This is a genomic window from Roseibium aggregatum IAM 12614 (assembly GCF_000168975.1).
GTDB classification, from domain to species: Bacteria; Pseudomonadota; Alphaproteobacteria; order Rhizobiales; family Stappiaceae; genus Roseibium; species Roseibium aggregatum.
On record NZ_AAUW01000023.1, the window covers coordinates 87,172 to 100,860 of the forward strand.

The following is a 13,689-nucleotide window of genomic DNA, read 5'->3' on the forward strand; positions in this document are numbered from 1 at the left end:
AAAAAATAACCTTGACCAGAGACGGGGCACCTTTCTAGATTTTCTTGACCAATTGGTCAGCGCTGTTCGCTGAGAAGGCAAAATGCCCCAGCGTTCGGATGCGGCCAAACTGCCGGTGGCGGAAAAAGCGGCCGGGAACCGCTCGAAGGTCCGCGTTGGCAAGGGTTTAATGTTCCAGAGAAGGGCGAGACCGATATCGGTTCGCCCATAACCAGTAGGGGAATGGCAATGAAGGCATTGAAAAGTCTGGCGCTCGCGTCCGTCCTGGGCGTAAGCCTGGCGTCGGGCGCGGCCAACGCCGCGGACGAGCTGACACTGCAGCTTAAGTGGGTCACCCAGGGCCAGTTTGCCGGCTATTACGTGGCCAAGGACAAGGGCTTCTACGACGAAGAAGGCCTGGACGTAACGATCAAGCCGGGTGGTCCGGACATTGCGCCGCCGCAGGTTATCGCCGGTGGCGGTGCCGATGTGATCATCGACTGGATGCCGTCCGCTCTCGCATCACGCGAAAAGGGTGTGCCGCTCGTCAACATCGCTCAGCCGTTCAAGAAGTCCGGCATGATGCTGACCTGCCTGAAAGAAACCGGCATCACTTCGCCGGAAGACTTCAAGGGCCGGACACTTGGCGTTTGGTTCTTCGGCAACGAGTATCCGTTCCTGTCCTGGATGAGCCAGCTCGGTATTCCGACCGATGGCGGTGAGGAAGGTGTGACCGTCCTGAAGCAGGGCTTCAACGTTGATCCGCTGCTGCAGAAACAGGCCGACTGCATTTCCACCATGACCTACAATGAATACTGGCAGGTCATCGACGCCGGCATTCCGGCGGAAGACCTGATCGTCTTCAAATACGAAGATCAGGGCGTCGCCACGCTGGAAGACGGTCTCTACGTTCTGGAGTCGAGCCTGGACGACCCGGCAATGGTCGACAAGCTCGCCCGCTTCGTGAAGGCCTCCATGAAGGGTTGGGCCTATTCCGCGGAACACCCGGAAGAAGCTGCTGAAATCGTTCTGGAAAACGACGCCACGGGCGCACAGACCGAAAAGCACCAGATCCGCATGGTCGGCGAAATCAACAAGCTGGTTGATGGCTCTGACGGCGAGCTCGACATGGCCGCCTATGAGCGCACCGTGAAGTCCCTGCTCTCCGGTGGGTCCGATCCGGTCATCACCAAGGAGCCGGAAGGCGCAACGACCACGGTTGTCACCGACAAAATGTGATGTCCGAGGGCAGCCGGGGCGGTCCACCGTTCCGGCTGCCGGGACATTGTGCCTGCCAGGGCACTAAAAATTAAATTTTTGAATCCAGACTGCATCGCTGACAAAAGCTTGGGATTTTGAACGCGAGATGCCGGATCTGTCTGGAAAAACAGACAAATTAGAGTTGGTTCCTTCAGTCGCGCATGCCGCGTCCGACGAACCGCGCCCGGCAAATTCCAGCCTGTTCGGCGTGTCTTCCGGCGTTGTAATCCTGCTGATGTTCTGCGCCGTCATTTTTTCTTTCGGCGCCGTGCTGTTCAAGGTCCTGGTTGCCGAGCGAGAAGCGGCTGCGCGGGAAACACGGTCCGTTGCGCGCGTCTTTGAGAACCACAAGCAGGTGCTGCTGCGTGAAATGGAGCGTTACGCCGCCTCCAACGCCGCCTACCAGAACATCGATACCAATCTCTCGCCCGACTGGATCAAGACGCGGTTCGGCGTCGATATGGCACTGGATTTCGCGCATGACTATACGGTGCTGCTCGGGCGCGACGGCAAGGTTCTCTTTTCCTCGACGGTCCACGGCACGGAAACCGCCGAGGCTTTTTCCGCGAAGGTCGGGACCAGCATTTCCGGGACGCTGGACACCATTCGCCGCAACTACGTCGACGCATTGATCCGCTCCGGCACGGATGAGGTCCGCTTCGCCGGCAACCTGACCGACATCTCTGCCATCGATATCGTCGAGATCAACAAGCGTCCCTACATCGTAACGGCTTTTGCGATCGTGCCCGATCCGGGCGGCATCGAAATGTCCTTCGGGCCGCCGAACGTTCTTGTGAGCGCGTTTGAGATCGATGCCGCGCATCTCAGCAATCTTCTGTCCAGTCTCGCGCTCGACAATCTGAAATTCGCCTCCGATATTCCCGTGAGCATGATCGGCACGCCGGTGGAAAACGGGGCCGGATCGGTACTTGGCTATCTTGTCTGGTATCCGATGAGCCAGGCTTCAAGGATCATCCTGTCCTCGATACCGGTCCTGCTCTTGTCTCTCGGGGTCATTCTGACCGTTGCGCTGATCGCTCTGCGGCAGAACGCCAACGCCAAGGCGCGGCTGGCAGCGCGCGAGCAGGAAGCCAGATATTCGGCTGATCACGATTCTCTGACGGGCTTCGTCACACGGGGATTTTTCCACACCACTGCCACGAAAAGGCTGATCTTGCGCGCGCACCAGCAGCGTGATGCCTGGCTGGTTTATCTCGATGTCGACAATCTCAAGCAGGTGAACGACATTCACGGTCATACCGTCGGTGACAGTCTGGTGGTTGCGCAGGCGGAACGCATCAGATCCGTCATCGGCCCTTCCGATCTTGTTGCGCGCAGCGGTGGCGACGAATTCCTGATCTTGACGGATCGCTGGGAAACGCCGGAACAAGCTGTGCGGGAAGCCGAGAAGCTGTTCGAAAAGCTGAGTCAGCCGTTCGACTATGAAGGCAAGCGCATCGAGACGTCCGTCAGCGCGGGGATTGCCCGCTTCCCGGATCACGGCCAGGCCTTGACGGGTCTCATCCGGGCTGCCGACATCGCCCTTCAGCGCTGCAAGATGGAGCAGAAAAGCTCGTTTCGTATTTACGACAAGCGGATGGACGATCATCTGCGCCAGAGGCGCGAAATCCGGGTGGAGCTCGATTCAGCGCTGCGCGAAGCGCAGTTCGACCTGTTTTACCAGCCGATCATCGATGCCCGGTCAGGTCAATTGGCATTCTACGAGGCCCTGATCCGCTGGCGGCATCCGTTCCGGGGGCTGGTGCCGCCGGACCTGTTCCTGCCGATTGCCCAGGACGCCGGGCTTATGCCTGCAATCGGGGCCTGGGTACTGGAGCGGGCGCTGTGCGATGCCTGCAGTTGGATGCAGACCGGCGTGTCCGTCAATGTCTGTTCAAGCCAGATCCAGATGCCGGGGTTTGCGAAGAAGGTCAGCTTGCTGTTGCAGGAATACGATTTTCCGCCGGACCGCCTCATTCTGGAAATCACGGAAGACCTGATGCTGGAAGAAAGCGCGCAGACACGGGAGACCATTGTCAGGCTGCGCGACCTGGGGGTCGGCCTTGCCATAGACGATTTCGGCACCGGCTTTTCCAGCCTGAGCTACCTGCACAAATACAGCTTCGACAAGATGAAGATCGACCGCAGTTTCATCTCCCGCATTGGCGAGGATGAAGAGGCCGATATGGTGGTCCGCTCGATGCTAAGCCTTGCCAGGGTGATGCGCATGCAAAGTGTCGGCGAGGGCGTGGAAACGGAAGCGCAGCGGGATTTCCTGGTGGAAGCGGGCTGCGACTTTCTCCAGGGCTATCTGTTCGACAGACCGCTGCCCCTTTCGGAGTTGTCGCCGCCGGAGTCCTTGCGGCTGCCAAAGGCGATGCGCTCCGCAGGAGGCTGAGCCGCGTCTTGGCGCGGCGCCTTGCAAGGCCCCCCTGAACAAAAAAACGCGGGCAGGGGAGGATCCTGCCCGCGTTGAAGGTGACCGCCGGAGGCTTGCCTATTCGGCTGCTTCCTTGACGGCCATCGGGTTGTTCGGATGCGTGGTCCAGTTGGCGTAGTCCTTTTCGACCGGCTTCTTGGTCCGCGGGTCGATGCTGCCGGCGGCCATGGGCTCCATGGTGATGCAGCCCTCGATCGGGCAGACATTGACGCACAGATTGCAGCCGACGCATTCCTCGTCGATCACCTCGAACTTGCGCACGCCGTCCACCATGTTGGTGATCGCCTGGTGAGAGGTATCCTCGCAGGCGATGTGACAGCGGCCGCATTCGATGCACAGATCCTGATCGATCTTGGCCTTGGCGATGTAGTTGAGGTTGAGATACTGCCAGTCGGACACATTCGGCACCGCGCTGCCGACGAACTGGTCGACGGACGTATAGCCCTTGGTGTCCATCCAGTCGCTGAGGCCTTCGATCATGTCCTCGACAACCCGGAAGCCGTAGGTCATTGCGGCAGTGCAGACCTGCACCGAGCCTGCGCCGAGCGCCATGAACTCGGCCGCGTCACGCCAGGTGGTCACGCCGCCGATGCCGGAGATCGGCAGGCCGTGGGTTGCCGGGTCGCGGGCGATTTCGGCGACCATGTTGAGCGCGATCGGCTTGACCGCCGGGCCGCAATAGCCGCCATGAGCTCCCTTGCCGTCGACGGAGGGGGACGGCGACATGATGTCGAGATCGACACCCATGATCGAGTTGATGGTGTTGATCAGCGAAACGGCGTCAGCACCGCCCGCCTTGGCGGCCTGTGCCGGCTTGCGGACATCGGTGATGTTCGGCGTCAGCTTGACGATACAGGGCATGCGCGAATGCTGCTTCACCCAGCGGGTGACCATCTCGATATATTCCGGCACCTGGCCGACGGCGGAGCCCATGCCGCGTTCGCTCATGCCGTGCGGGCAGCCGAAGTTCAGCTCGACACCATCGGCTTCGGTCTCTTCGACCTTCTTCAGGATGTCGATCCAGTTCTGCTCTTCGCAGGGCACCATCAGCGAAACGACAAGCGCCCGGTCCGGCCAGTCGCGCTTCACCTGCTTGATTTCGCGCAGGTTCACTTCCAGCGGACGGTCGGTGATCAGTTCGATGTTGTTGAGGCCGATCAGCTGCCGGTCCTTGCCGTGGATCGCGCCGTAGCGCGGACCGTTGACGTTGACCACTGCCGGGTCTTCCCCAAGCGTCTTCCAGACGACACCGCCCCAACCGGCCTTGAAGGCCCGCACGACGTTGTATTCCTTGTCCGTCGGCGGCGCGGACGCCAGCCAGAACGGGTTCGGCGATTTGATGCCGATAAAATCAGTACGCAAGTCAGCCATGGTGGCTCTCCCTCAAATCGGTGGCGCCGAGCGTCTGCCCCTTTCAGGTGCGAAGGTCTCGGGCGCGCAGGTCTCAGGCGCGCAAGTCCTCAGGCGGTCAGGGCAGCGTTGATGCTCTCGGCGGCAATCTTGCCGTCCTCGACGGCTGCGACCGTCAGGTCTTCGCCGCCCAGCACGCAGTCGCCGCCCGCCCACACATCGGCAAGGCTGGTCTTGCGGTCCGCATCGACCACGATCCGGCCCCTTTCCAGGGTCAGGGCATCGCCGAGATCCGCTTGCACCAGCGTCTGTCCGACGGCCTTGAACACCATGTCCGCAGGCAGGGTGATGACCTCGCCGGTGCCGGTCAGGGCACCATTTTGCTCCTGGGTCCGTTCCAGTTCAATCGCGGTTATCGCACCATTTTCTCCGACAAGCCCCTTGGGCTGGGCCCAGGTCATGATGCGGACACCACTGGTCTGGGCCAGTTGCTGTTCGTATTCGGAGGCATTCATACGGTCCTGGCCGCGGCGATAGGCGATCGTGACGTCTTCCGCACCCAGCAGCTTGGTCTGGACCGCGATGTCGACCGCGGTCATGCCGCCGCCGATCACGATGATGCGCCGGCCCACCGGCAGTTTGGAAAGATCTTTCGCCTGGCGCAGGTCGGCAATGTAGTCGACAGCGTCGATAGCGCCGCTCTTGTCCTCGCCTTCAATGCCAAGCGCGTTGACCCCGCCAAGTCCGATGCCGAGGAAAACGGCATCATATTCGGCGCGCAGGCTGGCCAGATCCAGATTGGTACCAAGCCGCGTGCCGGTGCGCACTTCGATGCCGCCGATGGACAGGATGAAATCCACTTCCTTTGCGGCGAAGTCGTCGACCGACTTGTAGGAGGCAATGCCGTATTCGTTCAGGCCGCCGGCCTTCTCGCGGGCGTCGAACAGGGTAACCTCGTGCCCATGCACTGCCAGCCGGTGTGCGCAGGAAAGGCCGGCAGGTCCGGCGCCGACGACGGCAACCTTCTTGCCGGTTGCGGCAGCGCGCGTGAACGGCGTCGAGCTGAATTCCGACATGAAGTGATCTGTCGAATACCGCTGAAGCTGGCCGATCTTCACCGGCTTGCCTTCGGCAACCTCGCGCACGCAGACCTGTTCGCACAAGGTCTCGGTCGGGCAGACGCGGGCGCACATGCCGCCCAGAATATTCTGCGCGAAAATGGTCTTCGCCGCCCCGGTCGGGTTCCCGGTCGAGATCTGGCGAATGAACTGGGGTATGTCGATACTGGTCGGGCAGGCCTGCATGCAAGGAGCGTCGTAGCAGAAATAGCAGCGGTCGGCCTCGACCTGCGCTTCGTGCTGGTCCAGCAGCGGGTGCAGGTCGCTGAAATTCTCAGCGTATGCGTCCTCAGGCAAGCGCCCGGCGGCGATGTCCGGGCTGGCTTTGGTCTGGGTCATGGAGATCTCCGGAAGGTTGGCGATCGTTTTCAAGGCGGCTTCCTTCGTTTGGTGAGGAGGCTCAGGAATGCATTGGAAGAAAATTTGAACAGTTAGTCAAATTTTTTTTGGAATGATTAAAAACTTGAGCTAAAAAATCAGCAATAAAATTACCGGGAAAACAGCAGCTTAAGGTGAAAAACGGCCTGTGATGAAATTTTCGCCATGGCGCATAATCCGGCCTGTTCGCCGAGACCTACGGTGGCGCCACGGGAAAACAGGTGAGCGGATCAACGGGAGTGCACGCGCAAAAAGCCCCGGCGCATAGGCATGCGCCGGGGCTGAAGTGTCAGCCGAGTGGACTGAAATCCAGTATTTCGCGAACGGTGTCCGGTTCAGTGCGACCGATGCGACAGGCGCAGCGGCACGGTCTGCCGGGTGCCGTGAAGACGTCCAGACACATTCTGGAAACCGAGCGCGAGGCTGACTGCAATCAGGGTCGCCGGCCAGAAGACTGAAGTTACGAGAACCCCGAACAGCCTGCCGGGTGTGCTCACGCCGCTATCGAGCAGTTCCGAAGACGACAGGATCAGAAACAACAGCGTGATGGCACCATAAACGATGGCTCCAAAGAAGAACAGGAGATACATGTCGGTTACCCACCTTAACATTAACCCAATGCCGCATCCCGAGCCTCAATGCAGCGTCCTACCGCCTACATCACAGGGTAAATATTTGGTGTAAATGTGGCGACCTCGCCTCTGGGTAGATAAAACTTTGCTCAAACTTTTGGCGTTTTGAACGGGGTGGACATGTTAGTCAGGCGTGCAACGCGCTTGAAAACAGGCTTAATCATCTGATTTTTCTCAAGTCTTGGTTCTTGGAGCAGTGGCGATACGTCCCTTCATGCCACCGCCGCATCGCGAGTGACGCCTGTGGGTAGATCTGTGGAGATAACGATGCCCGGTCTGCGCTTTCGGGGCGAACAGGCCAATAACGACGGGCATGCGTCTTGGTAGGTGGGCAAGGAAGTGCAGGCCCACTGCACACAAAAAGGCAGCGGGCTGAAGACATAATGATGCTTTTCAAGTGCAGCGGACTTGCCTACCCAAAATGGAACGCATCACGGCAACAGAATTGGGGCAGCGCCGATGGCCAAGCATTTCTTCTGGAACGAATTGAATGCCTCCGATTTTGCGGCGCTCGATCCCGACCGGGTCATTGCCATTCTGCCGACCGCCTCGACAGAGCAGCATGGGCCGCATCTGCCGATAGCGACCGATGTCGTCATTGCAGTGGGCATGCTGGCCGAAACGCGCAAACAGTTGCCGGACGATGTCGATATCCTGGTTCTGCCTGTGCAGGAGATCGGCAAGGCGAATGAGCACATTTACGGCCCGGGAACGCTCTCCCTCGGCGCCGAGCTGCTGATACCGGTCTGGACCGCCATTGGGCAGAAGGTCTCGGAAGCCGGCATCCGCAAGATGGTGATCGTCAATTCTCATGGCGGCAACACCGACATCATCAGCATTGTCTCGCGTGAACTGCGCGTCCGCTACGAGATGGCTGTCCTTGTGACCCATTGGAGCCGCTTCGGCCACCCGGAAGGCATGATTTCCGCGCATGAGTCCAAATTCGGCATCCACGGAGGCGAGGTTGAAACCTCGTTGATGCTGCACTTCCGGCCAGAGCTTGTGCGTATGGACAAGGCCGAGAACTTCGTCTCCAGGGCAGAAGAAATGCTGGAGAACTCGAAGTACATCCAGCCGACGCCGCCTCACGCCCTGGCCTGGATCGCGCATGATCTCAACCCGGCAGGCGTTGTCGGCGATGCCTCAAAGGGAACGGCGGAAAAAGGGGCGGCGATCAGCGCCCATCAAGCCGCCGGTTTCATTGAGATGCTGCGCGACTTCGCCGCCTATCCGCTGGCCAACCTGTATAAGCCATAACGATCTTGAGATCTTAAACCGGCAGGTTGCCTTCCCGCTGCAATTCCTCCACCTGTGCAACGAGTTCCTGAAGCAGGAACTCGACAAAAAGGCTCGTTGCCGCGTCCATCGAGGCTCTTGCCCGGGTGAACAGCTTCATCGGCTGATGGTGCGTTCGCGCGACGTTCAGCGGGCGGAAGACAAGCTCGCCCCGCCTGCATTCGGCAAGGACATCGAGCGGATTGAGCAGGCTGATGCCGATACCGCGCCGGACAAGCTGGCGAACCGTCTCCGAGGAATTCGTTTCCAGGATCGGCTCGACCGGGATCGGCACGGATGACAGCACCAGATTGATCACGTCCCGCAGGCTTGTGCCCGACTGGGCCAGCACCAGCCGCTCCTGAACCACATCCACCAGATCGACCGGCCCGGTTTCCTGCGCCAGCTTGTGGTCGGGCGGAACCACCGCCCCAATGGGAATGTCGAAGGTGGCCAGCGTCCTCAGACCCGGCGTTGCGGCGATGTTGAAGCCGAGGCCGATGTCGACTTCGCCCGTCAGGACCGGATTGATCGTGGTCGTGCCGCCATCGCTGCGCAGCTTGATGTGAACGCGCGGGTTCTTCTCGATGAACTTGGCAATGATCTCCGACAAGGGCCCGGAGGCAAGGCCGACAGTCGTCACCAGCGAGACCTGGCCGGCCTGCGGCATCTTCAGCGCCCTGATCCTGGTTTCAAGCCGGGCATAGTCTTTCAGGACGCCGCGGATATGTTCCACGCACAGCTCTCCGGCCGCGGTCAGCCGCAGTCCACGCGGCAGTCGCTCGAACAGCGGCACGCCGAATTCCTCTTCCAGGGCAAGGATTTGCCGGTTGATGGCGGAAGACGAGACGTTGAGCCGGTCAGCCGCCTTCCGGATGGACCCACAGCGCGCGATTTCATCCAGATACAGCAGTTTGCGGGAATGCAGCTGGGCCAACTTGTGCCTCCTTTTTGTGCATGCGGCACAATTGATCGCCATAAATGCGAGCGATGACAATAAGGCATCGCTGCAGGCGAATTTTGATGCTTTTCAACGTGCGCTGCAAGGGCTCAAATATTTCCGGAAATGTGCGGTTTCACGGCAGTTTTGTTTTACTGGAGGGTACGAAATGACAGTTTTCCCATCTGCGAAGACGCTTCTCGCGGCGGTTCTTCTCACCGGAACCGCCACGCACCAGGCTTTGGCGCTGGATGAGGTGAGCTACGGCACCAACTGGCTGGCCCAGGCGGAGCACGGCGGCTTCTACCAGGCCGTGGCTGACGGCACCTACGAGAAATACGGCCTGAAGGTCACCATCGCGCCGGGCGGCCCGCAGGCTGCCAACGATGCGCTGCTGATCTCGGGCAAGATCGATTTCTACATGGGCGGAACGCTGAAAGGCTTCGACTACGTCAAGGAAGGCATTCCGCTGATCAACGTCGCCAGCATCTTCCAGAAGGATCCGCAGATCCTGGTCGCCCATCCGGACCAGGGCATCGACACGTTCGCCGACCTTGCCAAGCTCGAAACCATCTACATGGGCAAGGACGGCTACGTCACCTATTTCGAGTGGATGAAGAAGAACTTCGAGGGCTTCTCCGATGCTCAGTTCAAGCCCTACACCTTCAACCCGGCCCCCTTCATCGTCGACCCCAAGTCCGCGCAGCAGGGCTACCTGACCTCCGAGCCGTACGAGATCGAAAACCAGGCCGGATGGGCGCCGAAAGTGTTCCTTCTGGCAGATGAAGGCTGGACGCCCTATTCGACCATGATCACCACCTCCAAGGCGCTGGTCGAGGAAAACCCGGATCTGGTTCAGCGCTTCGTCGATGCCTCCATCGAAGGCTGGTACAACTACCTCTACGGGGACAACGCCGCGGCAAACGAGCTGATCAAGAAGGACAATCCGGAGATGACCGACGGTCAGCTCGCCTATTCCCTTGCGAAGATGAAGGAATACGGGATCGTCGATTCCGGTGACACGGAAGAAAAAGGCATCGGCTGCATGACGGACGCGCATTTCAAGGAATTCTTCGATACGCTCGCGTCGATCGACGTTGTGGAGGCCTCTCTTGATTACAAGCAGTCCTACACCACCGAGTTCGTGTGCAAGGGCGTCGGCCTCGATCTGAAGAAATAAGCCGGTTCCGGCTCATCCATTCCGCTTCGCACGGCCCCGTGCGGAGCGGCCGCCTCCAGATGCAGAGTTGAGTATGGTCATCGCCGAACAGGGCAGCGCAGAATCGAAGACGCCGTCGGCCCGCAGTCTGAAATCGTCTCGCCCGCTGGTGGCGATGGACAATGTTTCGAAGGTTTTCTCCAACGGGACGCTGGCCTTGTCCGGCATGTCGATGACGGTTCGCCCGGGAGAGTTCATCAGCCTGTTGGGTCCGTCCGGTTGCGGCAAGTCGACCGCGCTCCGGATCATCGCGGGCCTTGGTGACGTTTCTGAAGGCGAAATCGACTGGCCGAGTTTCCGGATCAACTCCAGAGGCCTTCCGGACGGCGACATCAGCTTCGTGTTTCAGGAACCGACGCTGATGCCCTGGCAGACAGTGTTCGGAAACGTCTATTTGCCCTTGCGCCTCAAGGGCGTATCGAAAAAGGTAGCCTCGGAGCGGATCCTGACCGCACTGGAAAGCGTGGGTCTTCAGGATTTTGCCGACGCCTATCCGCGCGAACTTTCCGGCGGCATGAAGATGCGTGTCTCCATTGCCCGTGCGCTGGTGACGGAGCCCAAGCTGCTGCTGATGGACGAACCCTTCGCAGCCCTTGACGAGATTACGCGCCAGAAGCTCAATGACGACGTGCTGGCGCTCTGGAAAGCCACCGGCATCACGGTGATCTTCGTGACCCATTCCGTCTATGAATCCGCCTATCTGGCAAACCGCATCGTGGTGATGAAGGCGCGGCCAGGCCGCGTTCATTCGGATTTCCCCCTGCACACCAGCCTGGAGCGGGACGCGCAATACCGCACCTCCGAGGAATACAGGCAGGCCTGCGCGGAAGTTTCCGCCATGCTGCTGGAAGCCATGGGAGGCGAGGAGCACTGATGACCACAACGGCAAATGAAACGCTGGCATCCGCCGACCTGCCGCAGGAAACGGACGGTTCAACGCCGCCCTCCCGCAAAAGGCGGTCATCAGCAGTCAAACTGCCGACAAAGGAAAGCGCCGCAGCATCCAAACGCCGGGAGCGCACCCTGACGGTGCTGGTGCCGATCTGCGTCATCGCCACCCTGATCGCCCTCTGGCAGATCATGGTCACCGTGAATGATATTCCTCACTACATCCTTCCCGGCCCGGGACTGGTGGTTCAATCGCTGCTGTCGGACTGGCACGTCCTTCTGCCTGCCCTCTGGGTGACGACCAAGATCACCCTTGCCTCCCTTGCTCTGGCGCTGATCGGCGGTGGCGGCATGGCAATTCTGCTCGTGCAGTCCCGCTGGATCGAGACGGCGCTTTATCCGATCACGGTCATTCTGCAGGTTACGCCGATCATCGCCATCGCGCCGCTGATCCTGATCTACGCGCCGTCGACGCAGGCAGCGCTTCTGATTTGCGCCTTTGTCGTCGCTTTCTTCCCGATCCTGTCCAACATGGTTCAGGGCCTGAAGAGCGTCGATCATAACCTCCTGAACCTGTTCGAGCTTTATGGCGCCTCGCGCTGGCAGACGCTGATCTATCTGAAGCTGCCCGCCTCCCTGCCGTATTTCATGACCGGTCTTCGCATCGGCGGCGGCCTGGCGCTGATTGCGGCGGTCGTTGCGGAATTCGCGGCCGGATCGGCGGGGGCCGGCTCGGGCCTTGCCTTCCGTCTTCTGGAAAGCCAGTTCCGGCTCAATATTTCGCGTCTGTTCGCGGCGCTGTTCCTGCTTGCCAGCCTGGGTGTGCTGATCTTCGCTTTGACGTCCTTCATCTCCTGGTGGACGCTGCATCGCTGGCACGAAAGCAGCCTGAAGCGGGAAAACTGATGACGCTCAATCTTCCCAAAGCCGGCCGGTTCGCGCTGCGCACCGCAACCCTGCCCGCCGCAGTCACGCCGGGGTCGGCGCTTCCTGCGCGCGAGGGCCTGTCTTCGGCCGATCTGATCATTGCAGACGGCCGGATCGAGGCCATTCTTCCAGCAGGTTCAGCGCCTGCGGATATCGAAGGCGTCGATCTGCAAAGACGCATGGTCTGGCCGTGTTTTGCCGACATGCACACGCACATCGACAAGGGCCACATCTGGGACCGGCAACCCAACCCGACCGGGAATTTCGACGGTGCGCTCAACGCCGTCCGGGCCGACCGGGAAGCGAACTGGTCGGCAAGCGACGTGGAAACGCGCATGGACTTTTCCCTGCGCTGCGCCTACGCCCACGGCACCAGCCTTCTGCGCACTCACCTCGACAGTCTGGCGCCGCAGCACCGGATATCCTTCGAGGTTTTCGCCGACATGCGCGAGCGCTGGAAAGACCGGATCACCCTCCAGGCGGCGGCCCTGTTTCCGATAGATGCCATCGACGATGAAGCTTATTTCATCGACCTGGTGGAAGTCGTCGTGGCAAGCCGCGGCCTGCTGGGCGGCGTGACCTTCCCGCTGCCGGATCTCGACCGCAGGCTCGATATCCTGTTTCGCACGGCCGCCGACCATGGCCTTGATATCGACCTGCATGTGGATGAAACCCAGGATGCCAGTGTCCTGACGCTTCTCTCCATCGCAGAGGCCAAGCTGCGCAACGGCTTTGAAGGCGCCGTCACGGTCGGCCACTGCTGTTCCCTGGCGCGTCAGGATGACGACAAGGCCAAGGCGACGATCGACAAGGTTCGCGAGGCGGGCCTGTCCGTCGTTTCCCTGCCCATGTGCAACATGTATCTGCAGGACCGCCATCCGGGCCGCACACCGCGCTCACGCGGTGTCACCCTTCTGCATGAATTGCGCGCCGCAGGTGTGCCTGTGGCCGTTTCATCGGACAATACCCGCGATCCCTTCTACGCCTATGGGGATCTCGACATGGTGGAAGTGTTCCGCGAAGCGGTGCGCATTGCGCATCTGGACCATCCGCTCGATGATGCCGCCAAGGTGGTCACCAGCCTTCCGGCGGATATTCTGAAAGTTCCCGAAGCCGGGCGCATTGCCGAGGGACTGGGCGCCGATCTCGTCATCTTCAATGCTCGCACGTGGAGCGAATTTCTGTCCCGTCCGCAGGCGGACCGCATCGTGATGCGGAATGGCATGGGCATCGACCGCCGCCTGCCGGATTATTCTGAACTTGACCCTCTGACGAAAGGCTGA

Annotated in this window: 11 protein-coding genes; 7 read left to right on the plus strand and 4 right to left on the minus strand. The window is 60.3% G+C overall.

Annotated features, from left to right (window positions below):
- The first annotated feature begins 228 nt into the window (after positions 1–228).
- Together SIAM614_RS25650 and SIAM614_RS25655 are read left to right on the plus strand one after the other, a co-directional pair.
- Positions 229–1,218 carry an ABC transporter substrate-binding protein gene (locus SIAM614_RS25650; protein WP_040441130.1) on the plus strand — a complete coding sequence of 330 codons (990 nt, stop codon included), beginning with the start codon at positions 229–231 and terminating at the stop codon, positions 1,216–1,218.
- 163 nt (positions 1,219–1,381) lie between these two features.
- On the plus strand, positions 1,382–3,637 hold the full coding sequence (locus SIAM614_RS25655) for a putative bifunctional diguanylate cyclase/phosphodiesterase (RefSeq protein WP_208984099.1): 2,256 nt from the start codon (positions 1,382–1,384) through the stop codon (positions 3,635–3,637).
- Between the two features lie 99 nt (positions 3,638–3,736).
- On the opposite strand, the gene preA is transcribed toward SIAM614_RS25655, so the two are convergent.
- From preA to SIAM614_RS25670, 3 genes are all read right to left on the minus strand, one after another.
- The gene (gene preA, locus SIAM614_RS25660) at positions 3,737–5,050 is read right to left on the minus strand and encodes an NAD-dependent dihydropyrimidine dehydrogenase subunit PreA (RefSeq protein WP_006939065.1); all 1,314 of its coding nucleotides are present in this window, start codon (positions 5,048–5,050) and stop codon (positions 3,737–3,739) included.
- 89 nt (positions 5,051–5,139) lie between these two features.
- Positions 5,140–6,486, minus strand: coding sequence for an NAD(P)-dependent oxidoreductase (locus SIAM614_RS25665; RefSeq protein ID WP_040441157.1), 1,347 nt, complete (start codon positions 6,484–6,486; stop codon positions 5,140–5,142).
- Positions 6,487–6,860: 374 nt separating this feature from the next.
- Positions 6,861–7,115, minus strand: coding sequence for a hypothetical protein (locus tag SIAM614_RS25670; RefSeq protein WP_006939067.1), 255 nt, complete (start codon positions 7,113–7,115; stop codon positions 6,861–6,863).
- 501 nt (positions 7,116–7,616) lie between these two features.
- Here SIAM614_RS25670 and SIAM614_RS25675 point away from each other — a divergent pair.
- Positions 7,617–8,414, plus strand: coding sequence for a creatininase family protein (locus SIAM614_RS25675; protein ID WP_006939068.1), 798 nt, complete (start codon positions 7,617–7,619; stop codon positions 8,412–8,414).
- A gap of 13 nt (positions 8,415–8,427) precedes the next feature.
- On the opposite strand, the gene SIAM614_RS25680 is transcribed toward SIAM614_RS25675, so the two are convergent.
- Positions 8,428–9,369 (minus strand): LysR family transcriptional regulator, encoded by a 942-nt coding sequence (locus SIAM614_RS25680; RefSeq protein WP_006939071.1) that lies wholly within the window; start codon positions 9,367–9,369, stop codon positions 8,428–8,430.
- A gap of 172 nt (positions 9,370–9,541) precedes the next feature.
- Between SIAM614_RS25680 and SIAM614_RS25685 the strand changes: the two genes are divergently transcribed.
- The 4 genes from SIAM614_RS25685 to SIAM614_RS25700 all read left to right on the plus strand — a co-directional run bounded on the left by SIAM614_RS25685 (position 9,542) and on the right by SIAM614_RS25700 (position 13,689).
- Positions 9,542–10,552, plus strand: a complete 1,011-nt coding sequence (locus SIAM614_RS25685) for an ABC transporter substrate-binding protein (protein ID WP_006939073.1) — start codon at positions 9,542–9,544, stop codon at positions 10,550–10,552.
- Positions 10,553–10,625: 73 nt separating this feature from the next.
- Positions 10,626–11,465 carry an ABC transporter ATP-binding protein gene (locus tag SIAM614_RS25690; protein WP_006939074.1) on the plus strand — a complete coding sequence of 280 codons (840 nt, stop codon included), beginning with the start codon at positions 10,626–10,628 and terminating at the stop codon, positions 11,463–11,465.
- Complete coding sequence (locus SIAM614_RS25695) at positions 11,465–12,385, plus strand: ABC transporter permease (RefSeq protein ID WP_006939075.1); 921 nt, start codon at positions 11,465–11,467, stop codon at positions 12,383–12,385. The genes SIAM614_RS25690 and SIAM614_RS25695 overlap by 1 nt, the downstream gene beginning before the upstream one ends.
- Positions 12,385–13,689: a cytosine deaminase gene (locus tag SIAM614_RS25700; protein ID WP_040441131.1), complete on the plus strand. Its 1,305-nt coding sequence runs from the start codon at positions 12,385–12,387 to the stop codon at positions 13,687–13,689. The genes SIAM614_RS25695 and SIAM614_RS25700 overlap by 1 nt, the downstream gene beginning before the upstream one ends.

What these genes read in the sequence shown, in the direction of transcription:
- SIAM614_RS25650 (WP_040441130.1), top strand. Translation starts at nt 229, where the DNA reads ATGAAGGCATTGAAAAGTCTGGCGCTCGCGTCCGTCCTGGGCGTAAGC.
- preA (WP_006939065.1), bottom strand. Translation starts at nt 5,050, where the DNA reads ATGGCTGACTTGCGTACTGATTTTATCGGCATCAAATCGCCGAACCCG.
- SIAM614_RS25675 (WP_006939068.1), top strand. Translation starts at nt 7,617, where the DNA reads ATGGCCAAGCATTTCTTCTGGAACGAATTGAATGCCTCCGATTTTGCG.
- SIAM614_RS25695 (WP_006939075.1), top strand. Translation starts at nt 11,465, where the DNA reads ATGACCACAACGGCAAATGAAACGCTGGCATCCGCCGACCTGCCGCAG.
- SIAM614_RS25700 (WP_040441131.1), top strand. Translation starts at nt 12,385, where the DNA reads ATGACGCTCAATCTTCCCAAAGCCGGCCGGTTCGCGCTGCGCACCGCA.
- SIAM614_RS25685 (WP_006939073.1), top strand. Translation starts at nt 9,542, where the DNA reads ATGACAGTTTTCCCATCTGCGAAGACGCTTCTCGCGGCGGTTCTTCTC.
- SIAM614_RS25665 (WP_040441157.1), bottom strand. Translation starts at nt 6,486, where the DNA reads ATGACCCAGACCAAAGCCAGCCCGGACATCGCCGCCGGGCGCTTGCCT.
- SIAM614_RS25670 (WP_006939067.1), bottom strand. Translation starts at nt 7,115, where the DNA reads ATGTATCTCCTGTTCTTCTTTGGAGCCATCGTTTATGGTGCCATCACG.
- SIAM614_RS25690 (WP_006939074.1), top strand. Translation starts at nt 10,626, where the DNA reads ATGGTCATCGCCGAACAGGGCAGCGCAGAATCGAAGACGCCGTCGGCC.